A 22581-nucleotide genomic window follows, 5' to 3' on the forward strand; every position below is an offset into this window, starting at 1 on the left:
TGTTTTAGTTACAACATACTATTTACTCCGTTTTTAAAAAAGAGAATCAGCACCGTGCATATTTCGCTTTGCAGAGGGGAAAATGCAATGTCCCGTTAACATGCTTGCAACCGTGAGGGGGATCACGTTTAATAGCCACGCTCTTTTCTTGCCTGAAACTCACTATGATTGTTCGTCCTAAACAGCACTGGCTACAACTGATTTTTGTCTGGCACGGTTCGGTACTTCCCAAAATCTATACCCGACTGCTGCTCAACTTCCTGCTTTCTATCGCCGTGATCCTGATGCTGCCGTGGTACACCTCGCTGGGCATCAAATTTACCGTCGCGCCCTTCAGCATTCTCGGCGTGGCGATCGCTATCTTTCTGGGTTTCAGAAACAACGCCTGTTATTCACGTTACGTCGAGGCTCGACTGCTCTGGGGGCAGTTGATGATAGCGGCACGCTCGCTGTTTCGCGAGGTAAAAAACACCTTGCCTGACGATAAACATCTGGGTGAGTTTGTTCGCCTGCAGATTGCCTTTGCCAACTGCCTGCGTATGACCTTGCGCCGGGAACTGAACGCTGAAGAACTCGCTCGTTATCTTGCTGCGGATGATTTACGGCACGTGATGGCTGCCAACTCGCCGGCCAACCGTATTCTACTGATCATGGGGGAGTGGCTTGCCGTGCGGCGGCGTAACGGACAGCTTTCGGACATTCTTTTCCATAGCCTGAACAACCGCTTGAACGACATGTCCATCGTCCTTTCCGGCTGCGAGCGTATCGCGACGACGCCAGTGCCGTTTGCCTATACGCTGATTTTGCACCGCACGGTATATCTGTTCTGCATCATGCTGCCGTTCGCGCTGGTTGTGGACCTGCATTACATGACACCGTTTGTCTCCGCGCTGATCTCTTACACCTTTATCTCGCTGGATACCCTGGCAGAAGAGCTGGAAGATCCGTTTGGTACGGAAGATAACGATCTGCCGCTGGACGCCATCTGCAACAATATGGAACGCGATCTGCTGCAGATGAACGATGAAGAGAACATTCCTGAAAGGCTGATGCCAGATAAGCATTATCAGCTGACCTGACGGGCGTTCCACTCGTCGCGGGTGATCTCCCACAGTTCGGAGTCAAGCATACCGCTGACGTAGGCTTTCTTTTCCGTTCTGACAAGCCGCATGCCGCTGCTGTCTGAAATACGACGTGAGCGGCTGTTGGCGGCGGCCTTCGGCGCACGCAACACCGCTTTGTTCAGCGTATTGAACCAGTAATCCGTCGCCGCAATGCTAGCCTCCCGCATATAGCCTTTACCCTGAAACTCCGGTGCAAGCCAGAATCCGCGGTTGTTATCTTCAATATCGTACAGGCAGATAATACCCATGAGTTCATCCGGTACTTCGCGACGCCGGATGCTCCAGAACCAGGCAATCCCTTTTGCCATATCGGGCAGCGCCACGTTGTTAACATAATTTTCCGCACCGTTATCCGGGTAAGGCCAGGGCACCGAAGAGACCATATAACGCACGATCTCCCAGCGCGGATATAGCTTCTGTATCTGGACTGCATCTTCGGCAACCAGCGGTTTTAACAGTAAGCGTTCAGTCGTGAGCGTAGGTATTGTCATCCGCGGATCTCCGTATATAAGCGTTATGTTTTTGTTTGGGTTCTGGTATTTTCAGTTCTATCAGATTCTGGTTAGTTGCGCTGTAACTTATTTTCTACCAATATTTTGCACTACAGATCGTTTGATTTCCGTCAGATTAGCTGAAAGCAGCTTGCCCACACACATAAGGAGAAATGTATGGTTTTGCCTGGAATGAATCCTGAGACAAATTTACCCAGCTATGATTATGCGCGCGTGGCAGGGTTGGGGGCCGCAGATTTTGATTTCAAAGCGCTTGGCTCCGCTATGGACTGTAATCGCGAATTCGCGCAAGCGGGGATCATTTATTCTGATGGTGCTCAACGCTACCTGGTTCGCTCTGGCAAGCGTCATGCTAATGGGCAAAGTGGAATTGTTACCCACATTATTGTGTCCAAAGCAACATCACAACCATCCACATCTAGTGTGGGTAAATCCCTGACTGATGCTGTAACTTCCACATCTATGGGCACTGAGCTTGCATCGACGGTACTTTCATGCGGTGCAATGATCATTACTGGTGGCGTCATGCTTGCAGGTACGGCGGCAGCCCCTCTTACAGCAGGAGGGAGTGGTGTTTTAGTCGCTATTGGCTATGCAGGCACCATGGCGACCGGGTTGCAATGCGTTAACGGCCTATATCGTATCTATGATTTGGTTGAAAACGGTGGCGGAAATGTTGCCTGGCTCGATTCACAAGAATGGTACGTTGCTACCTCGACTTCCCTGGATCTCATTTCGTTGGCAAGTGCTGGCGGCGCTTTAAAAGAAGCCGTTACTACATGGCGAGCAATGAAATCTGTCTCCTCCTTAAAAGCCACTGAGTGGTTAAAAAGCTATCCCCGGCAGGATCGTGCGCGATTGACAGAGCTGATAATTCGAGCGCAGAACCCAGGAATAAGTAACAAAGAAATTAAGGCTCTCATTCGCGCGGGTCTTTACCCGAAACGCTTTCCAACCGGACCAGTACAGGTAGAACTTACACGTCAACTTGGACAAGTGGTTACAAGCGCCGCGGCGCTGGCAGGAAGTGCTGTAAGCGGTGTTGTTGCCGCGCCCGGTAACATACCACGTACGGGTAAATACATTATCGGTACCATTCAGTCGTTGGCGGTATTCTGATGAGATTTCTTACTTTTTTAACAGGGAAAGTTTTCCAGGATCTTCTGCAGCATGGAAGGGAGTTAGAAGAGGCTATTTCTCATCATGATATCCATCTATTGAACCATTTCACTCCCGAGCTTGAACGTTATTTTTCCCGGCCGCTCAATGAGCTTCCACGTCAAAACCCTTATCCGGTCGCGGTGCTGCTTCCTCTGTTTTTAGTGGCTTTTGCATTTAATCTTCTGCCTTTTCTCCATGCGTTTCCGGGCTTATCACCCTTACACCATGCACTGAGCTTTTTCTTACCGTCATTGGTCATGATTGGCGCGCTCATCATCACAAGCGTACTTCTGGCTCGGGGATTAACGTCAGGGTTAGCGGGATTTCTGGCGCTGTTCTTTATTTTGCTGATAATAACCGTCGTTCAGGCGGTATATCTCTTGCTTGCACATCACGGAAGTAGTTGGCCATTGGTCATTGCCTTCTTCGCGTTGGTACTTTGCAGATTGGTGATGAATGGAAAAGGGTTCGTGCTCTTTACGCTCTACTGCCGTACGCAGCGTCTTGCCCGTCTGGCCCGCAAAATGCGATTAAAAAGGTGATACGACCCTACGCTGTTTCACTATGGCAATTAACAGGTATTTCGAGGAACACATGGCAGTTACGGTAAGACCGCTACGCGAAGATGATTATTCTCAATGGCGACCGCTGTGGGATGGCTATACCCATTTCTATGAGTGCTATCTTGAGGAATCCGTTACCGCATCAACCTGGGAGAGGGCGCTCTCAGCGCAATCGTCGATGTTCTGTCGCGTGGTAGAGAAGGACGAAAAAGTGATCGGTTTCGCAATGTGTATTCTGCACGAAGGCACCTGGTCAACAGCGCCCATTTGCTACCTGGAAGATCTGTTTGTTGATGCTGCTGAACGCGGCGCGGGGGCGGGCAAAGCGCTTATAGATGCCCTGATTGCAGAAGGTAAGCGTGAAGGGTGGTCAAAACTGTACTGGGTCACCCGGGAGAATAACCCGGCGCGTAAACTCTACGATCAATACGGTGAGGCCGACGATTACGTTCGCTATCGCCTCTCCCTGTAAAGCTAAAACGCCTGTGTTTGTATCACACAGTATCTGATTTCCTGATACATACACAGGCTTGCAATAAACCCGCTTTCGCACATATCCGCTATACATAGAGGTGTTGTTATATCCCCGTGAATTGTACTCAATCGGAGATACCAATATGTTCAGCAAACTCGCTTACTCAACCCTTGCTCTGACCGTTTCTCTTGGCACCGTGATGTCCTGTCAGGCCGAAGTCACCGGCACCAGCTTCACGGCAGCCTTTGACCACCCGCAGCAAATTAACGCCGGCGACCTTAACGTCGGGTATGTCGACATCGGCCCGAAAGACGGTCAACCGGTCATTTTATTACACGGCTGGCCCTACGATATTCACAGCTATGCTGAAGTCGCTCCCGCACTCGCGGCAAAAGGTTACCGTGTCATTGTGCCTTCTCTGCGCGGCTACGGCACCACTCGCTTCCTGTCAGCTAAAACCCCGCGCAACGGCCAGCCGTCTGCGATGGCGAAAGATATTGTTAATCTGATGGACGCCCTGAATATTAAACAGGCCGTATTTGCAGGCTACGACTGGGGTGCCCGCACCGCGGATATCGTTGCGGCGCTGTGGCCAGAACGCGTTAAGTCGCTCGTTTCGGTGAGCGGGTATCTCATCAGCAGCCAGCAGATTGGCAAACAACCGTTGCCGCCAAAAGCAGAGCAGCAGTGGTGGTATCAGTTTTACTTCGCCACCGAGCGCGGTGCGGAAGGCTACGCTAAAAACACGCATGACTTCGCCCGTTTGATCTGGTCGCAGGCCTCACCGGACTGGAAATTTAGCGATGCAACCTTCAACGCCAGCGCCAAATCGCTCGATAATCCGGATCACGTCGCGGTGACGCTCAGCAATTACCGCTGGCGCTTAGGGCTAGAAAAAGGTGAGCGCAAATACGACAGCTACGAGCAAAAACTGGCCACGTTGCCGAATATCACCGTACCAACGATCACCATCGAAGGCGGAAACAACGGGGCACCGCATCCGGCACCACAGGCCTACGCGGGTAAATTTACCGGTAAGTATGAACACCGCACCTTTGGGGCGACTGTGGGTCACAATCCACCTCAGGAAGATCCGCAAGATTTCGTTAACGCTGTGGTCGACGCAGATAAACTCTGAAATGTGCTATTTTCAATACGTTACCCTTCAGTCTGGAGATTTCGGTGGAGCATATTGACCATATCCTTGTCGTCGATGACGACAGGGATATTCGTGAACTGATTGTCGACTATCTCGTTAAGTCCGGTTATCGCGCCTCCGGCGCGGCCAACGGCAAGGAGATGCGCGCCGTGCTGGATAAACAGCATATCGACCTGGTGGTGCTGGACGTCATGATGCCCGGCGATGACGGTCTTACGCTGTGTCGGCAACTGCGTGTCGGTAAACATAAAGATCTGCCTATCCTGATGCTGACGGCGCGTAATGAGGAGACGGACAGGATCCTGGGGCTGGAGATGGGGGCGGATGATTACGTTGTGAAGCCTTTTGTTGCGCGCGAATTGCTGGCGCGAATCAAAGCGATTTTACGCCGTTTTCGTACAATGCCGCCCAATTTACAGGTAACAGAAGCAGGGCGACTGGTGACGTTTGGTGAATGGGAGCTCGATACCGTTGCCCGCCACCTGATAGACCCGGAAGGGGTGATTGTGGCGCTCAGCGGGGCGGAGTATCGCCTGCTGCGCGTTTTCCTCGATCATCCTCAGCGCGTGTTGACTCGCGATCAGCTGCTCAACCTGACGCAGGGGCGCGACGCCGAACTGTTTGAACGTTCTATCGATCTGCTGGTCAGCCGGGTACGTCAGCGCCTGAATGAAGATGCGCGTACACCCGCCTATATTAAAACCGTGCGCAGCGAGGGCTATGTGTTTACCATGCCGGTCACGATCAAAGAGGCGAACGAATGAGGTTCTGGCCACGCTCACTGTTGGCCCGTTTGCTGATCATTGTGCTTCCCGGCCTGTTGCTGGCCAACGCCCTGAGCCTGACGCTGGTCATGATAGAACGAATGCACAGCGCCCGCACGGTGATGCTCGGTAACCTGGAATACGATGTCGCGACCAGCGTGGCCATTTTAGACCGCTTGCCGGCCACTGAACGGGCGGCCTGGCTGCCGCGCCTTGAGCGGGGTAACTATCGTTATATCCTCGGTCCGGGTGAGCCGGGCAACGCACCGACGGATAAGCGTTCCCAGGATGCCATCCGGACGTTAAAAGCGACACTGGCAGCACAATACCCGCTCAGCTTTACGGCTGTTCCTGGCACCATTTCACATATCCAGGCGCATCTTACGTTACACGACGGTGCGCCGTTGACCATTGATCTGATCCCGCGCATGCCACCGGTCGCTAGCTGGCTGCCCGTTGTTCTTATCCTGCAACTGTTGCTGCTCGCGGCCTGCTCCTGGTTTGCCGTGCGGCAGGTTGTGCGGCCTTTTTCACAGTTTACCCGCGCGGTTGACGCCCTGGATCCGGCGGCCAATACGCCAATGACCGAGAAAGGGCCGCTTGAGGTACAACGGGCTGCCCATGCCTTCAACGCCATGCAGGCACGTATTCAGTCTTATCTCCGGGAACGTGCGCAGATTCTGGCCTCCATTTCGCACGATCTCCAGACGCCGATTACCCGCATGAAGCTGCGGGTCGAAATGGCGGAACAACCTGAACTGCGCGACAAGCTAATGGATGACCTTGATAATATGTCGCGTCTGGTGCGCGAGGGGATTGCCTATGCCCGGTCATCAGAATCACTGGAAGAGACATCGCTGAAGCTGGAACTTAATGCCTGGATAAACAGCATCGCCTGTGATTATCAGGACATCGGTAAAAACGTGCAATTTCAGGCGGGCGAATCCCGTTTGCCGATTGCGACGCGTCCGCAGGCGCTTCGCCGGGTGATGACCAACCTGCTGGATAACGCCCTGAAATTTGGCGAGCGCGCCAACATTGTCATTGATGATTCATCCGCCAGTGAGGTGGTGATCCACATTATTGATGTCGGCCCGGGAATACCCGATGCCGAACTGGAGGCCGTATTGCAGCCGTTTTATCGGGTTGAAACATCGCGCAACCGTGATACCGGTGGAACCGGACTGGGTCTGGCAATTGCTGCGCAACTGACCGCACAGCTGGACGGCAAGCTGAAGCTGGCGAACCGCGCCGAGGGCGGGCTGGATGTCTCCGTTACGCTCCCACGACGTTAATTGTATGGCTTTGTATCTGCCTTCCGGGAAGATACAGAGCCAGACAAAACCCGCGCTTTTACACATATCCTGAACACATCCGCACGATGAAATAGCCTCACTGCAGCGTCGCAGGACTTGTATCGTGAGGTCTCTATGTTTTTGATAATTGCTTTTCTGGGCGGGATGATAAGCCTGCTCAGTCCATGTACGCTCCCGGTTATTCCCCTCCTGTTTGCCGGTTTTCAGGGGCAAAGACGACATATTATGGCACTGCTCGCGGGGATGATCGTGATGTTCACCCTGGTTGCGATGGTTGTCACCGTCGCCAGCGAGTGGATAGCTGAAGCCACCGTCGTTGGACGCTGGATCGCGCTTATCATTCTGGCTACGGCCGCGCTGGCGTTAATTTTTCCCTCCTTTGCCCAGCGAATTGCCGGGCCAGCAGTCAGCGCGGGAAACGTCCTGAACACCCGAAGCGGACAAACACGCGGTATGGCATCTGCTTTTCTGGCCGGGCTGGCGGTCGGGTTGCTCTGGTCCCCCTGCGCAGGTCCCATTCTGGGGGCGATATTCAGCCTTAATATTGCGGGACATTCAGCCATCGCGGCAGGGGCGTTACTTGCCGCCTACGGCAGTGGATGCGCGTTAATGCTGGGTTTACTCGTTCTCGGAGGCCGCACGCTGATGGCACCACTGAGAGCAAAATCGGCGCTGATGGCGAAGCTTCGCCAGGGGGCTGGCGTGGTGATGTTAGCGGCTGTCGTCTTTAACGCGACCGGAATGACGTCTGTTCTGAAAGGCGCAAATGGGGTGGCGGACCGTCTTGAAACCACGCTGCTGAATCTGGCAAAACCCGCTACACAAGCGGTGAAGCTCCAGCCGGTGGTGATGACCGAGCCGAGTAGCCAGCTGCCGTCGTTGAGCGGTGGAACAGGGTGGATAAACGGTGACACTGTCACGTCTGAATCACTGCGCGGGAAGGTGGTCCTGATTGATTTCTGGACCTGGGACTGCATTAATTGCCAGCATACGCTTCCCCATGTGCGCGACTGGGCCACAAAGTATCAGTCGCAAGGTCTGGTCGTGATTGGGGTTCATACCCCGGAATATCCGTGGGAGAAACCGATCTCGTCGGTAAAAAATGCGGTGAATAAATGGCAACTGCCGTATCGGGTTGTGACGGATAATAATTACCAAATCTGGAATGCTTTCGGCAACCAGTACTGGCCAGCGCATTATTACTTTGATGCTAAAGGGCAGCTGCGCTACACCTCCTTTGGGGAGGGAAATTACGATAAACAGGAACAGGTGATTCAACAGCTGCTGAAAGAAGCCCGTTCCTGATTACCGCCTCAGGGTTGACGCTGAGCAACCATAAACAATCGAGGAAAAGCCAGCAGTATCTGCCCGTTTTCCTGGAGCGGATACTGCTCTTCCAGTAGTTCATGGTAGCGTTTCAGGAAACGTTTCTGTTCGTGCTCGTTCAGTTCCTGGAGCCATGGGCGTAACCCGGTGGCGCTGACCCAGTCAATGATGGCCTGATGCGAGCGCATTTTATGGAAATAGGTCGTCCGCCAGATATCCACCTCACACCCGGCTTCGGACAAAATATCATAGTAGGCATGGACCCCAGGCAGCGGTTCTCTACCGCGGTCAGGATAGTCCTGCTCCAGGGCCACTTCGCGCATGGCTACGTGAGTAGGCTCAAGCCAGTTGTCCGGCATCTGGATCGCCAGGACGCCATTAAGCGCGAGGAGAGAAACAAGGTGAGGCAGAAGATCGTAATGGTCTGGAACCCATTGCAATGACGCATTGGCATAAATCAAATTCAGCGCCTGGTCCGGCTTATACTGGCGGATATCGGACTCAACAAATCGGCAGCCCGGCAGCGCACTGCGCGCCTCTTCCAGCATGGCGGGCGAGTTATCGACCCCGGTAATCTGTGCGTTCGGCCAGCGATGGCGCAACAGCGCCGTGCTGTTTCCCGGACCACAGCCCAAATCGGCGAGGGTGGCGACGTCATCCAGTGGGATTCTGGCGAGTAGCTCAGCGGCAGGACGCGTGCGTTCAGCACCGTATTGCAGATAAAGAGAAGGGTTCCAGTCGGCCATCTTTAGATCTCCTTTTTGCGTGTACCAGCAAGGATAGCACAGGCCGGCACCTGCACCGGGACAGGTGCCGCAACAAGGTCAGATTACAGAATGCCTTTCAGTGCAACATGATAGAGCAGCATGATGGTTTTCCCGTCAACAATCATGCCCGTTTCAATGCCCCGCAAAGCGTCCTCAAAGGGGAGCTCCAGCACGTCGATATCCTCACCCTCCGCTTTGATACCGCCGCCTGCGCTGGTTTTATCCTTTGGCTGATATTCGGCAAGGTAGAAGTAGAGTTTCTCCGTAACGGAACCCGGGCTCATATAGGCTTCAAAGATTTTCTGCACGCTCGACACCTTAAACCCGGTCTCTTCTTCCGCTTCTGCCTTTATTCGGCTCTCTGGATCCATATTGTCGAGCAGGCCCGCAGCAGCCTCGATCAGATCACCCTGATGACCATTGATAAAGACCGGGAAACGGAACTGGCGAGTCAGAATCACCGTTTTTTTATCACGGTTGTAGAGCAGAATAGTCGCGCCATTCCCCCGGTCATAGACTTCACGTGTTTGTCGCTGCCATTCGCCATCGCGTCGTTGATGGTCAAAGGTATATTTTTTGAGTAAGTACCAGTTATCTGACAATATTTCATCGTTAATGATGCGCACATCTGCACGTTTCGATTGCACGTTTTGTCCTCCTTACGTAGAGTAACGATCAATAACAGCATTAACGTGCAGTTTCAAGATTTATCATGCAATATCAGGAATCCAGAATGCTCACCAGTCAGCGAAAACAATTGATACTTGAGAAGCTCGGCGCCGAAGGCCAGGTCCAGTCTAAAGCGCTCAGCATTCTCTTTGATGTCTCTGAGGACACCATCCGGCGTGATTTACGCGAGCTGGCGGCAGAAGGGCGTTTACAGCGTGTTCACGGCGGTGCGCTGCCGTCGTCTTCCGCTATTGTGCCTTTTGCAGAGCGTCAGTCCGTTAAAATGGATGCCAAAAGAAAGGTAGCGCAGAAGGGCGCGCAGCTGATTTCTTCGGGCCAGGTAGTGATCATTGACGGTGGAACGACCACCTCTGAACTGATTACTTTCTTACCGCCTGATTTGCGTATTACCGTGGTGACGCACAGTCCGAGCATTGCTCTGGGGCTGGTTAATCATCCCGCTATTGAAGTGATTCTGATTGGCGGCCGTTTGTATAAACACTCGATTGTTGCAGTCGGCGCGGCGGCCATCGAAGGTATCGAAAACATTCATGCCGATCTGTTCTTTATGGGCGTGACCGGGATCCATCCGGAAGCAGGGCTGACCACGGGCGATTTCGAAGAGGCGTGCATCAAACGTGCATTTTCCGGCAGAGCGGCCGAGACGGTTGTTCTGGCTTCACCGGAAAAAATCAATACGGCGTCATCGTTTGTGATTGGGGACGTATCCTTAGCGAATACCCTTGTCGTCGAAGACGATACCGATCGTGGCTGGGTGCATACGCTATCCGAAAAAGGGGTATCGGTCGTACTGGCTTCCTCATGAGCCAGTCAGATGACTGACTGGCACGGTCATCGTTAAGCCTGAGGAATGCTCTCCAGCGTAGTATAAATCGTGAGGCCAAGTTCCCTGGCCACTTCAATGTCCATATCCGCCCCCTTAGACGCACCGGCAATCCGATAAATCGCATCGCATTTTGCGATGAGCCGGTGAGCTACGGGGTAAAGCATTGATTCTGCGATGTCATCTCCCAACGATGTCGAGCCCGCGGCCTTCGCCAGCGGCAGAGCCAGCCATTCGCCAATGACCGGAACGTGACCACGCTGGTATACGGCTAATGCGGCGTTTTCGAGACGCGCAAGATTCTCATCAATGCGCGCCTGAAGGCCATCGGTGCCGCTTCGATAGGGGCCGGCAATTAAAATAAGCTGTTGTGTCATAGATACCTCTGTCAGTGTAGTTGCATGAAGTTGCACGTTTGCAGACGATATCTTACGAGATTACCGCCGCGTTATGAAATGTTTTCGTGCATTTTCGTGTAAAAGCATGCATGACAGAGCATTTAATCACTTAGACAGAAGGGCTAATGCTATGAAGCCGAACGCCTCCGTCCAACGAACATCCAACGCAGGTAATCGTATAGCCAGTTAAACAGCATTGTGTATGGCAGGAAAAACAGCACCAGTCCAATCTCAACGAAAAATGCCTCAGTGATGGGTAAATCCAGCATAACCATCGCAACGGGGATTAAGGTGATGATCAGTCCTGTTTCAAAACCCACCGCATGGATAGCACGAACAAGGAAGGTTCGTTGAAAGCGGTATTTTTTCTGCAGCGAGTCAAAGAGTTTATTAAAAACAAAATTCCATGCCGTCGCGGTCAATGCAGATATCACGGACAGCGAGCCAGACTGGAGTATCGAAACGTTCATCAACCAGGCAAGCGACAGCGCGATGATAACGTTAGCTATGACTTCAAAAATGACAGCATGGAAGATTCGTTCTTTAACGCTTTTATTTAATTCAATTTCCATTTGCTCAGGGCTGCGTTTTCCAAAAGCCGAAGTATATCAGGCATCGTTCAACTTTTTCTAAACACGCAGGATTGAAACTCTGAGCAAAAGCGGAAGGCACTGTGAGATGGTCAACGGAGACGCTTTCAGAGACTATCAGCATTCAGGACAAATGACAGCCACGAAACGCCAGATTTCGCCTTACCTAATGCAAGTGCGCATAATGTATATTATGTTAAATAACCTCCATGGGTCTATTACTTCATGATTCACTGGTTCAGCTACAAAAATCAACATGTTGGGAATTTTGACATACCTCCCTTTTATTGCGTTAGGTCTATCGTACATTTACTTCACCTCATTCTGCATGTTGGGTGTATCTATGTACTCACTTTCCCAAATTGTAAGTTCAAATGGCCGACGGCGCTGGATTCTGATGGATGTAACCCTCTGTTTACCCGCACTTTATCCGTTAAGGTATGTAGTTGACCATCTGGAGTATCGCTCGCCCTCAACTCAATCAGCCTCCCTCCAGGCAATTAAGTTTTTTTATGATTTTTGGTTCATGAAGCATAGAACTACATTCTGCTATAGCTTTTATTTCTCCGGACATGACCCTGCAATCGCTATACATGAGATGGCTGACTTTTTTCAATATTTAGAAAATGGTCGGATAGTAAACTCCACACCACGATCACTGCCATTTAAACATTCTAGCAGCGTGACAAATGCCGCCAGAGTACGTGCAGTGATTAGATTCATAGGCTACCTAATCGCTACCTATATATCTCCTTACTATCGAAATGAAACACCTAAAGAATTGTCTCGTCATGCATCCCGCCTGAATACTCGTTTGCTGATATGTAAAGAGGAATTTAAAACTCTTGAAAGAAGTAATCATCGGTATTATCGCGTCATTCCGGGATTTCGCAGTATGACTGGTGATATGGTTGAAAACGTTTATCGTATAGTAGTACCAAATTCAAAACATAAAAATAACTTTCTAAACCCCTTCCCTTCTGGGTTTATCCAGTTTCGTAATTATTTGATTTTGCGGTTAATGCTCAACTATGGGCTGCGTGTCGCTGAGCTGTTATTATTAGAGTGCACATCGGTTAAAGCTAGTATAAAAGGTGATAAATTTAGCTTAATCATTAGCATGCCTAGCAACATAACTGATCCAAGAATACATGCCCCGTCATTAAAAAATGATTACTCACATCGAGTTTTGGAGCTTGACAAGCTTGATTATGAATTTCTTATGATTTATATGGGAAAAATTAGAAAATCCTCGCTGACTCACAACTTTATATTTGCATCGAGCCAAAACCCTGATAAACCGTTGTCCTATAATGCAGTGCATTTAATTTTTTCTGAGATAGATAAGGTTTTTTCACATTACTATCCTGAATGTAAGTCTATAGAACACTTTGATACTATAATAAAATTCACACCACATGTCACACGGCATACTTGGGCTTACTTAACTTTAAAAAAAATTTATCATTTGCAGAATAAAAAAATCAATAACTCTGATATTGCTTTCGTAAAAAACTCATTTTCTATGGGAGTGATGGACGAAGCGAAAGAGGCGCTTCGTTTACTTGGCGGTTGGAGTATAAAAAGTAAAATGCCTGACCTTTACGCAAAAAGGTTTATGTCTGAGCAAGCCAATGCAGTAAATATTAAGAGATTACTGCAACAAGATTCTGAACTCGATTACTTAATGAAGGGGTTGTTTGATGGGTATTAAATCTAAAATATTGTTCCATCAAAGTTCTGGGATGTATGAGCGGGATCTCTCTTCAAAAATAAAATCATTAGTTATTCCTAAAAGGATTTTTTTGAAATCCAGCAACGATTTTGATGATACGCATATTCATAATGAGGGAGATAGATGGGTTTTTTATTTTTCTGGAAGTCGGCGATATGTTAAGTTTAATCTTGATGAAATGTCAAATGCAATATTAAAATATTTTTGCTTCAAATATGCATCAACTATGTTCCCAACTTTCTTGCCAGTATTGTCACATCAGTGGGCTAAAGCGTTAAGTTACTGCCGGGAAAAAGGCGGCTTTACATTAATTATTTTGCGCAAGTATATAGAGGGCGATATTCTCGATGCCAGAGCTTTCTATTCTATATTATTTGGGTTGAAGATCCTTTGTTGTGAAGAGTTCCCTGGATTTACTTTGGAAGACTATGAGGATCTTGAGTTTATACCTAGACCAAATGCGTTTAACTGGGAGATTTATCAGGACATTGACAATATTCTCGAACCTTTGGAAAAAAGCATGATAACTAAAGGTTTATTTGAGATAGCAACTGGATTGGCCAGAGGTAAAACTTATGATATTAAAGAGTTAAAACATACCGCAGTACTGGCGTTAAGTTATGCCACTGGAGCGCGTCCCGTGCAGTTGGCAAAGTTATCTGTTCGAGACTTGAGAATTGATACATGTGATACACATACTGGGCTAATTAGATATAGCATTCTACTACCTTACGTCAAACAGAGACGCCTTACGACCGAGCGTTTGCTGCTTGCTATACCTCCGGAAATTGGTGCGTTAATCAAGCATTATGTGGACAAAGCTCAGTTATTATCCCATGACAGAATGTTCGAAATGGGAGTGTCTGCCCCTGCTTTTGTCTCCCAATCTATAAGCCAAGCCATTCTAAACTTCAGTCCCCCTGAATATCAAACTGCCGTTGGTCGCGGAGAGGCCGCTCCCCCGTCAATCACATCTACTGATCTACGTCACAACGTTGGTCACTCACTTGCAATGCAGGGCGCTAGTGCAGAGGAAATTGCTCACATTCTTGGCCATTCATCTCTGGTTGTAGCAAAGCACTACATCCGTGCGACCCCAGCCTTGGCATTGATCCGCGCTAAAGCACTCGGTTCTAACCCTGTGTGGCAAAACATGGTGGCTATGATGCTTACTGGGAAACTTGTCCCTTCAAAAGAATGGGAAGGTCGACGCGTGGTTGGTATGGTTGGTGATCGATTGCACTATGAGATTGGTGGCTGTGCGAGAACCGATGATGAATGCCCCTTCTGTGAAGTCCGTTGCTGCTATGGTTGCTTATATTACCGCCCTTTCCTTGATGGCCATCACCAGGGCGTATTGAATAGCGTCTCTAAAGAAGTCGATGAGCTGATAGCAGTATCAGATAGTGTTGGTAATGCTCTCAATCCACTAATTTCTGTCCACGAGACGACGCAAATAGAAATCAAGTCAGTGATTGCCCGTTGTCATTTGCATAACGTCAGAGGTTGTGGGAAATGAAAAAAAATATAGAGAACTTTGAGACTTTTATCATAGAACAGAAAGCTTGGTTCGAAGATAATCTGGCAGCAGATTTTGCAGAATCATGGGATAGCTTTGTCTGGATATGTGGGATCAAAGGCTCCGGCTGGTTACGTGGCAATGGGGCTAATTTATTACGTTTTGATGAGGTTAACCGGCTCAAAGGGATCGATGATCGCCATACTGTCTCCGAGCCTTATCAGTTGTTCATGAAAGCGATGCTGGTACTCGTCTATCGAGGGAGAAATCGCAGTATTTCCTCTGCGGTTGCTGTCGCAACGCTGATTATTTTGAAACGATGGTACTGCGCTCTCATTAAGTTAACTGGGCAAACACATCCCATCTATCTGACTACAGATGTCGTACGTAGCGCAATGGATACTCTGAGTGCAGCTTCCCGGCCAGGTGATACCAACCTAGCCAACTACAAGGGGCGTTGTGTTAAGATTCAGAAATTAGTAAACCATCACGCCTTCACATTAGTAACATTGCAATATGTTTCCGATGATTGTTATACCAATCAGACTAATTTGACCCGGAAAGCCCGGGAAACAATCTCACTAAAAGAAAAAGACAAGCTGGATGATACTTCCACTGATGGTGAAGATACACTGATTACCATTAAAGGTTTCCTCAATATCGTGTCGTTAATCCAGCGAGTTGAAAGCGGTACTGAAAAGATTGCCCTCAATTGTCTTCTGTTACTGATCGTCACTGGATTCCGTTCTGTTGAGGCATTCAATCTCAGACAGGATGCCTTGGTCAAACGACATATAGTTAACTCTGACTTCAGCAAACGTTTGCGGAATAAAGGATTGCCAGATTATTTTCTTGGCATACGCTATGTTGGTGTTAAGGGGGCTGGCGAACGAACGCATTGGGTCGAGCCTTTAGCTGTACCTCTGGTCGAAAATATATTTAAGTCGGTGAAGTTACTAACAGCTGAGTCTCGCAAACATATCGAATATTTACGATCAAAAAAATTTTCTGATTATTTACCAAAGCCAATCAGTGATATTACCGGTGAACTCGTTGAGCTTGATGATATTGTAAAATACATGGTCCAGTCCTCATCAGAGCTTCGGGGGCGTGCAGGCTTACGTGATAAAGCTTCGAAAGCATTAGAGAAACGTGGCTTTATACCGGCAAAAGTCATCCTTAAATCAGGTAATGAAAAAGAAAAATATTTTACAAAGTCTGATCTTAGTCATTTTCTTAAAAGTGAATTCGGTGATAACAGTGCAAATACTCCCTGTACTCATGCATGGGCAGAAAATGGCAAAAGATATGAGATTAAATATGAAGAGCTATTGTTCCTTTTCCCCAAAGGATCACTGACTCTAAAGAGAGTATTGCAACTAAAAGCCACGCCACTACCACTAAATAATAACGGTCTAAACAAATTTCTAGGTAACGTTGCTGGCTATGTATCTGTTTTCAGCAAATACAGGTTGCTTGAAGATGACGGCCGCCCTACTCAGCTCCGCACGCATATCCCTCGACACAACATTAATACTTTTCTCGCAATTGCAGAGATCTCAGACCACTTACAAGCGATGTTGATGGGGCGTGTTGATATTACTCAAAATCAGCATTATCAGCACCTGGCTCTCAAGGAACGGCGAAAAGCAGCTTCTCTAACCCCTTTAGTTCCAACCGTACCGGAGCAGTCAGCATTTACTGCTGTTGACGTTGATTCACCGCTCGATATGGTAAAGCAAAGCGGTTTAATGACGTTTAATAGTACCCAAAGTCTGGAAACCAACATAAAGGCAAACCTGCATACCTTTGATGATCGTAACGATGTTGCTAGTTTCATTGAAGCGTCGTCAGGGGATGGATTATTCGAAGACATAGCCGCTGCGTTCGAGGAAATCAGTAAAAATGAAGGGCCATTACAAGCGTCTGAGATGGTACAAAGGCATGCGGTATTGCATCCATTAAAACTGGGCTCCTGCATGAGAGACGTTAACTTGTGGGGATGCCCTTATCGAATGAAGTGCCAAGCATTGAAGCCCTGTGAGCATTTCACGTTGACAGGTCGTATTGATGAATACTCAACTATTGCAGTCAAAGGTCGGGCATTAAACGAGGCTTCGCTCGCTTATGAACAGTATATCGCGGCCCTTCCAGACAACCAGTTAATACAAGGCAATATCGAAGAAAATCTAACTCACCTGGATGCCTTAAGCGATCAATTACGCAGGCGCTCAAACTTGTTACAAGTTCTCTCTGCTCAAGAGATTCTGTCTGGAGAGATAAAGGTGGAAGGTGAAATTCGTACTTTAGCTCAATTATTTGCCCTTGAGCACCATAAAAACAAAGAGGAAGAAAACTAATGCGTGGTAAAGAATTGGATACTCAGATAGAGCATGAACTCCAGTTGATGTTGATTGAAGGGTTTGATAAATCGCCTATTTCAGCTAAAAACTTACATGCCAGACTTAAATCAAAAGGAATCATTAATGGTGGCTTAAGTACATTAAGTAACATTGAACGAAGGCGTCTTATTGCAGCCTATGTCGATCAACAACTATCGCCTCTGAATCTTCGTCCCAAAGAAAAACAGCAGTATGTGAACCGTAAGACTCGGCAGGCCTTGCTTGGTCGTAATCAGCAGTTACAGGAAGAGAATAAAGAGCTTCGCGAACAACTAGCACAGAATACCTTGTCATTGATTGAAATTGTCAAAGCGGTAAAAATCAATACGGTTATACCGGTAGAAAGCCTTCTTGCTCCGCATTTGATCATGGAATTACACAAAAGGAAAAAAGATCAATGATAGATATAGCGGTATATTCGCACTACGAACTCATGAATAAACACCTTGCTCTATTCGAAAGATGAGCATTGCAACTTTCAACGCCCACTCATTAGAGTCCATTTTCTCAGAGGGCGTCTACTACTGTAATGCCCTGCTTGGTTTATTGCACTGCACTTTTGTTACCTTCAAAAAGTTTAGCAGGCGTTTGTACAACATCATTTTTTGTCAGCAGTGTTGTCACCTGAAGACGTTTTGAGTGCTTCGATAAGTTTACTTCGCTCTTCCTCTGTCATTCGGGATATGAGTAATGCAAGTTCTGCTGTCGTCTGATCATCACAAAAAAAGTAGTTCAACGGCACGTTTAACTCTGCCGCCATCCGTCGAAGCGTATCAATGTCGGGGACATGGCGCCCTTTCTCATAGTGATTCATACGACTACTAGCCGATGCGGGATCAAAGCCAATAAGTAGCCCCAGAGAGCGCTGTGATAGTCCCGCCCTGCATCTCGCTTCTTTAAGTCGTTCTGGTATCGGGTTTTTTTCTGACACTGAATCATCTTCATCGGCCTCGGATGCTTAGATTGTCTAAGTATCTGTCATTGTTGTATACTTAGCAATCCTAAGTTAACAGCCTTTTTTTAGTGATATGAATAGTAGAGTAACCAACCCTGAGTCGTACATATTTTCTGCAATCATCTATATTGGCAAAGATAACTTCACCAGTAACGAAGTAGCGAAAATTCTTATCGAGCGATTTTCACTTCCGAAAAATTATTTAAAGGCAAAAGCTTTTGCTTATAACCAAATTCAAGGTCTGGTTAGAAAGGGATTGTTAAATAAAGTAAGAAAATTAGGTGCGTATCAATATTTATACTCAGCCACATCTGAATTCAATGTCGTAAAGGAAAACGTAGAGTTAATTGAGGTACCCAAAAAAAGCCCCTGTCAACTTATTTCAAGTGCCACCAGTTATGAACATAGCAATGTAAACATTCAAATAAGAACTCTTATTGAAAAATACAGCAGCGAGTTGGAAAAAGTATCAGGAGCAAAGGAGATTTATGAAGAATTGATAATTGCCGTGCCGAGCAGGGAAAATGAATTCAGGAAACTTTCTCTCGAACAAGAGAAAAAGCAAATTAAGATAAATGAAAAAATAAACACATTGATTGGGATTTTTAATAAAACCATTGCAATAAAGCAATGACTTTTAAAAAACATTTAAAGTTAAATAAGTTCATGAAAAAGAGAGGGCGAAGCAGAGTCCGCCCTCTCCCTTCATACCCTGATCAGCCTCATTACAATGAGGTTAACAGCGTACACCACTATATGCTAGTCCTTAATAAATATAATCCCAGCCAGAGCGAGATGCAACCTTTAAAATTCAAGCAGTACTAGTTAAACAACGAGTTCATCCTTACACCTTTTAAACTGTAAAGTAATAAAACACCTTACAGGCTGTTTTTTATGAGGATTGAATTTATTATGAAGAAATCGACATGGCCACGTACTTATGGATACTATTTTTCCCGTTAGACTTCTAAGCCAGTTACGTCCACTTTTAATTGGTTTTCGTAAATCAAAAGGATTAACTCAAAGAGAATTATCTGCCATGTTGGGTGTAACTCAGCAGACTTATGCTCGCCTTGAGGCAAATCCTTCAAAAGCAAGTTTTGAGCGTCTATACAAAGTGTTAAATATTTTAGGGGTGGAGATTTCGCTCAGTTCTGCACCTCTTTCAACTTATACAAAGCCTACGAATTTTGTAGAAAAGGAGTTTGATTCACCGGCAAGGCGTGAGGAATGGTGATAGGAGCAAGCCTATTTGATAGGTCTGGACATCAGGCACCGCCTCTAAGCATTTGATCTGTTTCCCCATTGATCAACTCAGACTGTTTAGCCACGCCCGATTCTGGCTCGGTGCGGATAAATTGACCAATTTAAATGTCCGCTGTGAGCGATGAGCGGACGTTAATCTGGGGTTGTACGCCGGAACCGCCGAAATTTCCGTGACGCATAATTTATGCGGTTGTCTGCCTGTACGTAAGACCGCCGTCAACCGGACAGTAAAGAAATGGCCGTTTGGAACGAAAAATCACTGACCGCAGCGTCTCACATAGCTGGTACGGATAAATTCTCACTCACGGCACCATAAACGTACAACGTACAACGTACACGTCAGCACATGCCAAACATGCTTCAAAATTCGACTAATTCACTGCGCCAGAAATTTCGGCGGTTCCGGCACAGAACCCCTATATTATGCGAATTGTTAATTAACACTGAGCAGCATTATTTTTCCTGTGTATCATCATTCAAATCTGGTGCAGTCCGAAGTACATTCGTGAAGTTGAGAAGCATTTTTTTTGTGCCAAAAGTGAACATCTCAGAGATTTCAGATGAAATGCTATCCCAAATAAAAATAATATGCCTCAAATACTCAACAACTCCAGGCCGGTTCAATGTACCTTCGATAAGGTAATGTTCAGGAATACCCTCCATTATTCCAGTCTTTCTTATCCAGAACAGTCCAACCCTGTTGGCCGATTCACCACCTGCAAGCACATAACTACGACGTTGATCTGTGTTTGTAATAGAAAGTAATTCAAAAATTAAAGGTACGATCATTTCAAGCCTTACGAATGGCCTAGGATGTGTACCAACTGGTTCTGTTTGAACCTCATAAAATTTTTCGCCTTGAAAACGATGTAACATTAATGATATACCACATGTCAAAAAGCAAATTGCCAATTCGCAATTTTCATTAATGGCAAGTTGTCGAACAATTTCTACTACACACATGCATGTGGAAAAATAATCGGCTGCAAGTTCCGTTGCGTGCCAAATGGCAGATGCATCGTTATTGTCTGATGATAAATTATTTAAGTGAATTTCAGACATTACATTAATATCGGAACTATACCTGTTCCTTATAAATAAATGGCCCTGAGTTAAGTGTCCTAACTCATGAAAAAAAACCCATGTCAAACCTGCTAGAAAAATGTTTTTAGTAAAATTAGTTTTATCCCACTCATCTCTTAAAGTGGTAAAGTTGGTTTGCCCGTTAAACCACATATCATAAGCTTCATCATCTTTACCCGAGTGAACATAATCTACAAAAGCAGCAGCATCATCATATAATGATCGGATTAATTTATATGTGATTGATATAGCATGCCTTGGTGGTTCATCACGCTCTGAGTAAACTAAAGCTCTAGCGTTCACAATATCTGTAGTTTCAAATTGTAAAGCGAGACTGCCATTAATTTCTTTATAGTAATGATCATTCAAATCTTCTGTAATAGAAGACAAAACACTTGTAGCCCAGTTGTATAGCGCGATACTTTCCATTTGGCACCATTAGAAAATTTGTTATGTATTTCTATTTTTTGAAAAATCACTTCTTAAAAAGTAGTCATATTTATAACTGAAAGCTGCGTTGTCACTGTCAAAATCATTTTCCGTTATGGCTTCCCATCCCCTCAACCACTTGTGCCTAATGCGCCACTTATGGGGTCCGCTTGGAAAACGGAATCTATGGTCACTCCCGTTTTTGCAACACCGATTTTGACGACAAGTTGGCTTGCTTGAATCTATCCGGCGTCTGAATGGGATTTTATTCCCGCGCCTTGATGAGTTCCGCGCCTGATGAACCTCCAGAAAATATACGGCTTCAATGAGCCTTTCCGTTTTACAGGTTCCTCAACAGGCCGGTGGGCCGTTAGTATCATCAATATCAGTATTCGCAAAACCAGATCAGTAATTCTTTAAACCGGTGTATTTCTGCCGTTATGCTACATAAGTTTGCTGTCGTGCCGTTAGGGCCCAGGCTATTCTGGCCAGCTTGTTTGCCAGAGCACAAGTGACGACAAAGTTGCTTTTCCGGCACAGTAAATCCCTGACCCAATCGGCCAATTTGCCAGACTGGTGTTCCAGTTTTTGTATGAATACCCTGGCACATTGAACCAACAAAGTTCGGATCTTTTTATTACCTCGCTTACTAATTCCCAGCAATGTCGTCCTACCTCCCGTGCTGTACTGCCGAGGTACAAGCCCTGTTGCCGCCGCAAAGTCACGGCTGCTGGCGTACTGCTTCCCGTCGCCAATCTCAGTTGAAATAGTACTCGCTGTCAGTGTTCCGACGCAGGGAATGCTCAGCAAGCGCTGTCCAACCTCATCTTCGTCCAACTTTCGTTTCAACTGGGATTCCAAATCTTTAATCTGCTCAACAAGATAGTGATAATGCTGTTGTAATTTCAGCAATAACTGGCTGAGGTAAAGAGGCAAACTATTATCCTCAAGAATGGTACTCAGTCGGCTAATAACGGCAGCTCCTCGGGGAACGCTAATGCCAAATTCCAGCAGAAAAGCATGCATTTGATTGGTTGTTTTTACCTTATCCTGAACCAGGGATTCACGGACACGATGCAGAGCCCGCATTGCCTGCTGAGATTCCGTTCTGGGCTGCACAAAACGCATAGACGGACGCGATGCAGCTTCACAAATAGCTTCGGCGTCGACAAAGTCGTTTTTATTGCTTTTAACGAACGGGCGGACAAATTGTGGTGATATCAGCTTTGGGGAATGCCCCAACTCTTCCAACTTGCGTGCCATAAAGTGAGAACCGCCACAGGCTTCCATTGCGATGGTTGTAGCGGGGCATGTCGCCAAAAATTCGATCAACTTTGGCCGGGTAAATTTTTTACGGTAAACAGCCTTCCCGCGACGATCCTGGCAATGAATATGGAAAGAGTTTTTACCCAGATCGATACCAATGAGCGCAATGTTTTCCATGATAGTTCTCCGAATGAAAGCCTGTCCTCAGCATAGTACCGGGAAGGAGGGAGTGACCATCTCATTAAATATCCTACGTTA

The 22581-nt window shown here is 47.2% G+C and carries 23 protein-coding genes; 15 read left to right on the top strand and 8 right to left on the bottom strand.

What is annotated here, in order from left to right; genetic code table 11:
• The first annotated feature begins 164 nt into the window (after window positions 1-164).
• The gene (locus tag ABFI50_RS19940) at window positions 165-1079 is read left to right on the top strand and encodes a bestrophin family protein (RefSeq protein WP_014883840.1); all 915 of its coding nucleotides are present in this window, start codon (window positions 165-167) and stop codon (window positions 1077-1079) included.
• Here the strand turns inward: ABFI50_RS19940 and ABFI50_RS19945 are convergent.
• Window positions 1067-1615, bottom strand: coding sequence for a GNAT family N-acetyltransferase (locus tag ABFI50_RS19945; protein ID WP_014883841.1), 549 nt, complete (start codon window positions 1613-1615; stop codon window positions 1067-1069). The two genes, ABFI50_RS19940 and ABFI50_RS19945, sit on opposite strands and share 13 nt — an antisense overlap.
• Before the next feature lie 177 nt (window positions 1616-1792).
• Between ABFI50_RS19945 and ABFI50_RS19950 the strand changes: the two genes are divergently transcribed.
• From ABFI50_RS19950 to ABFI50_RS19980, 7 genes are all read left to right on the top strand, one after another.
• Window positions 1793-2755 (top strand): hypothetical protein, encoded by a 963-nt coding sequence (locus ABFI50_RS19950; RefSeq protein WP_047027965.1) that lies wholly within the window; start codon window positions 1793-1795, stop codon window positions 2753-2755.
• Complete coding sequence (locus ABFI50_RS19955) at window positions 2755-3339, top strand: hypothetical protein (RefSeq protein ID WP_047027966.1); 585 nt, start codon at window positions 2755-2757, stop codon at window positions 3337-3339. Before ABFI50_RS19950 ends, ABFI50_RS19955 begins: the two co-directional genes overlap by 1 nt.
• A 52-nt stretch (window positions 3340-3391) precedes the next feature.
• The gene (locus ABFI50_RS19960; protein ID WP_014883843.1) at window positions 3392-3832 is read left to right on the top strand and encodes a GNAT family N-acetyltransferase; all 441 of its coding nucleotides are present in this window, start codon (window positions 3392-3394) and stop codon (window positions 3830-3832) included.
• 145 nt (window positions 3833-3977) lie between these two features.
• Window positions 3978-4973: an alpha/beta hydrolase gene (locus ABFI50_RS19965; RefSeq protein ID WP_023337301.1), complete on the top strand. Its 996-nt coding sequence runs from the start codon at window positions 3978-3980 to the stop codon at window positions 4971-4973.
• Between the two features lie 44 nt (window positions 4974-5017).
• Window positions 5018-5758 (top strand): response regulator, encoded by a 741-nt coding sequence (locus ABFI50_RS19970; RefSeq protein ID WP_014883845.1) that lies wholly within the window; start codon window positions 5018-5020, stop codon window positions 5756-5758.
• Window positions 5755-7053, top strand: coding sequence for an ATP-binding protein (locus tag ABFI50_RS19975; protein ID WP_232932481.1), 1299 nt, complete (start codon window positions 5755-5757; stop codon window positions 7051-7053). Before ABFI50_RS19970 ends, ABFI50_RS19975 begins: the two co-directional genes overlap by 4 nt.
• A gap of 135 nt (window positions 7054-7188) precedes the next feature.
• Window positions 7189-8379 (top strand): cytochrome c biogenesis protein/redoxin, encoded by a 1191-nt coding sequence (locus ABFI50_RS19980; RefSeq protein WP_347484895.1) that lies wholly within the window; start codon window positions 7189-7191, stop codon window positions 8377-8379.
• An 8-nt stretch (window positions 8380-8387) separates the two neighbouring features.
• Here the strand turns inward: ABFI50_RS19980 and tam are convergent, their stop codons facing one another.
• Window positions 8388-9146: a trans-aconitate 2-methyltransferase gene (tam, locus tag ABFI50_RS19985; protein WP_014883848.1), complete on the bottom strand. Its 759-nt coding sequence runs from the start codon at window positions 9144-9146 to the stop codon at window positions 8388-8390.
• A gap of 83 nt (window positions 9147-9229) precedes the next feature.
• On the bottom strand, window positions 9230-9814 hold the full coding sequence (locus tag ABFI50_RS19990; protein WP_014883849.1) for a GDP-mannose pyrophosphatase nudK: 585 nt from the start codon (window positions 9812-9814) through the stop codon (window positions 9230-9232).
• 86 nt (window positions 9815-9900) lie between these two features.
• Between ABFI50_RS19990 and ABFI50_RS19995 the strand changes: the two genes are divergently transcribed.
• Entirely contained in the window at window positions 9901-10662 is a 762-nt protein-coding gene (locus ABFI50_RS19995) for a DeoR/GlpR family DNA-binding transcription regulator (protein WP_014883850.1), read from the top strand.
• A gap of 32 nt (window positions 10663-10694) precedes the next feature.
• On the opposite strand, the gene ABFI50_RS20000 is transcribed toward ABFI50_RS19995, so the two are convergent.
• Window positions 10695-11057 (bottom strand): DUF4406 domain-containing protein, encoded by a 363-nt coding sequence (locus ABFI50_RS20000; RefSeq protein ID WP_023330429.1) that lies wholly within the window; start codon window positions 11055-11057, stop codon window positions 10695-10697.
• 149 nt (window positions 11058-11206) lie between these two features.
• Entirely contained in the window at window positions 11207-11650 is a 444-nt protein-coding gene (locus ABFI50_RS20005) for a PACE efflux transporter (RefSeq protein ID WP_014883852.1), read from the bottom strand.
• A gap of 415 nt (window positions 11651-12065) precedes the next feature.
• On the opposite strand from ABFI50_RS20005, the gene ABFI50_RS20010 reads away from it, so the two are divergent.
• Genes ABFI50_RS20010 through ABFI50_RS20025 form a run of 4 tightly spaced genes read left to right on the top strand, consistent with a single transcriptional unit; the run spans window position 12066 to window position 17725 of the window.
• On the top strand, window positions 12066-13382 hold the full coding sequence (locus ABFI50_RS20010; protein WP_109949141.1) for a site-specific integrase: 1317 nt from the start codon (window positions 12066-12068) through the stop codon (window positions 13380-13382).
• A gap of 31 nt (window positions 13383-13413) precedes the next feature.
• Window positions 13414-14922 carry a site-specific integrase gene (locus tag ABFI50_RS20015; protein WP_227643223.1) on the top strand — a complete coding sequence of 503 codons (1509 nt, stop codon included), beginning with the start codon at window positions 13414-13416 and terminating at the stop codon, window positions 14920-14922.
• Complete coding sequence (locus ABFI50_RS20020) at window positions 14919-17282, top strand: hypothetical protein (protein ID WP_332269119.1); 2364 nt, start codon at window positions 14919-14921, stop codon at window positions 17280-17282. Before ABFI50_RS20015 ends, ABFI50_RS20020 begins: the two co-directional genes overlap by 4 nt.
• Window positions 17282-17725 (top strand): hypothetical protein, encoded by a 444-nt coding sequence (locus ABFI50_RS20025; RefSeq protein ID WP_048978174.1) that lies wholly within the window; start codon window positions 17282-17284, stop codon window positions 17723-17725. Before ABFI50_RS20020 ends, ABFI50_RS20025 begins: the two co-directional genes overlap by 1 nt.
• A gap of 197 nt (window positions 17726-17922) precedes the next feature.
• On the opposite strand, the gene ABFI50_RS20030 is transcribed toward ABFI50_RS20025, so the two are convergent.
• On the bottom strand, window positions 17923-18255 hold the full coding sequence (locus ABFI50_RS20030) for a helix-turn-helix transcriptional regulator (RefSeq protein ID WP_042718067.1): 333 nt from the start codon (window positions 18253-18255) through the stop codon (window positions 17923-17925).
• Window positions 18256-18352: 97 nt separating this feature from the next.
• On the opposite strand from ABFI50_RS20030, the gene ABFI50_RS20035 reads away from it, so the two are divergent.
• Window positions 18353-18913: a hypothetical protein gene (locus ABFI50_RS20035; RefSeq protein WP_048978175.1), complete on the top strand. Its 561-nt coding sequence runs from the start codon at window positions 18353-18355 to the stop codon at window positions 18911-18913.
• A 306-nt stretch (window positions 18914-19219) separates the two neighbouring features.
• Window positions 19220-19516, top strand: a complete 297-nt coding sequence (locus ABFI50_RS20040) for a helix-turn-helix transcriptional regulator (protein WP_047668715.1) — start codon at window positions 19220-19222, stop codon at window positions 19514-19516.
• A gap of 482 nt (window positions 19517-19998) precedes the next feature.
• Here ABFI50_RS20040 and ABFI50_RS20045 read toward each other — a convergent pair whose 3' ends face one another.
• Both ABFI50_RS20045 and ABFI50_RS20050 read right to left on the bottom strand, forming a co-directional pair.
• Window positions 19999-21057, bottom strand: a complete 1059-nt coding sequence (locus ABFI50_RS20045; protein ID WP_095526146.1) for a hypothetical protein — start codon at window positions 21055-21057, stop codon at window positions 19999-20001.
• Window positions 21058-21495: 438 nt separating this feature from the next.
• A complete protein-coding gene (locus tag ABFI50_RS20050) occupies window positions 21496-22500 on the bottom strand; it encodes an IS110-like element IS4321 family transposase (protein WP_000427623.1) in 1005 nt (334 codons plus the stop codon).
• Window positions 22501-22581: the final 81 nt, after the last annotated feature.

It is taken from the genome of Enterobacter sp. HNDS-6 (assembly GCF_039850505.1).
GTDB lineage: Bacteria > Pseudomonadota > Gammaproteobacteria > Enterobacterales > Enterobacteriaceae > Enterobacter > Enterobacter kobei.

What these genes read in the sequence shown, in the direction of transcription:
- ABFI50_RS19940 (WP_014883840.1), top strand. Translation starts at nt 165, where the DNA reads ATGATTGTTCGTCCTAAACAGCACTGGCTACAACTGATTTTTGTCTGG.
- ABFI50_RS19945 (WP_014883841.1), bottom strand. Translation starts at nt 1,615, where the DNA reads ATGACAATACCTACGCTCACGACTGAACGCTTACTGTTAAAACCGCTG.
- ABFI50_RS19950 (WP_047027965.1), top strand. Translation starts at nt 1,793, where the DNA reads ATGGTTTTGCCTGGAATGAATCCTGAGACAAATTTACCCAGCTATGAT.
- ABFI50_RS19955 (WP_047027966.1), top strand. Translation starts at nt 2,755, where the DNA reads ATGAGATTTCTTACTTTTTTAACAGGGAAAGTTTTCCAGGATCTTCTG.
- ABFI50_RS19960 (WP_014883843.1), top strand. Translation starts at nt 3,392, where the DNA reads ATGGCAGTTACGGTAAGACCGCTACGCGAAGATGATTATTCTCAATGG.
- ABFI50_RS19965 (WP_023337301.1), top strand. Translation starts at nt 3,978, where the DNA reads ATGTTCAGCAAACTCGCTTACTCAACCCTTGCTCTGACCGTTTCTCTT.
- ABFI50_RS19975 (WP_232932481.1), top strand. Translation starts at nt 5,755, where the DNA reads ATGAGGTTCTGGCCACGCTCACTGTTGGCCCGTTTGCTGATCATTGTG.
- ABFI50_RS19980 (WP_347484895.1), top strand. Translation starts at nt 7,189, where the DNA reads ATGTTTTTGATAATTGCTTTTCTGGGCGGGATGATAAGCCTGCTCAGT.
- tam (WP_014883848.1), bottom strand. Translation starts at nt 9,146, where the DNA reads ATGGCCGACTGGAACCCTTCTCTTTATCTGCAATACGGTGCTGAACGC.
- ABFI50_RS19995 (WP_014883850.1), top strand. Translation starts at nt 9,901, where the DNA reads ATGCTCACCAGTCAGCGAAAACAATTGATACTTGAGAAGCTCGGCGCC.
- ABFI50_RS20000 (WP_023330429.1), bottom strand. Translation starts at nt 11,057, where the DNA reads ATGACACAACAGCTTATTTTAATTGCCGGCCCCTATCGAAGCGGCACC.
- ABFI50_RS20005 (WP_014883852.1), bottom strand. Translation starts at nt 11,650, where the DNA reads ATGGAAATTGAATTAAATAAAAGCGTTAAAGAACGAATCTTCCATGCT.
- ABFI50_RS20010 (WP_109949141.1), top strand. Translation starts at nt 12,066, where the DNA reads ATGGATGTAACCCTCTGTTTACCCGCACTTTATCCGTTAAGGTATGTA.
- ABFI50_RS20015 (WP_227643223.1), top strand. Translation starts at nt 13,414, where the DNA reads ATGTATGAGCGGGATCTCTCTTCAAAAATAAAATCATTAGTTATTCCT.
- ABFI50_RS20020 (WP_332269119.1), top strand. Translation starts at nt 14,919, where the DNA reads ATGAAAAAAAATATAGAGAACTTTGAGACTTTTATCATAGAACAGAAA.
- ABFI50_RS20025 (WP_048978174.1), top strand. Translation starts at nt 17,282, where the DNA reads ATGCGTGGTAAAGAATTGGATACTCAGATAGAGCATGAACTCCAGTTG.
- ABFI50_RS20035 (WP_048978175.1), top strand. Translation starts at nt 18,353, where the DNA reads ATGAATAGTAGAGTAACCAACCCTGAGTCGTACATATTTTCTGCAATC.
- ABFI50_RS20040 (WP_047668715.1), top strand. Translation starts at nt 19,220, where the DNA reads ATGGATACTATTTTTCCCGTTAGACTTCTAAGCCAGTTACGTCCACTT.
- ABFI50_RS20045 (WP_095526146.1), bottom strand. Translation starts at nt 21,057, where the DNA reads ATGGAAAGTATCGCGCTATACAACTGGGCTACAAGTGTTTTGTCTTCT.
- ABFI50_RS20050 (WP_000427623.1), bottom strand. Translation starts at nt 22,500, where the DNA reads ATGGAAAACATTGCGCTCATTGGTATCGATCTGGGTAAAAACTCTTTC.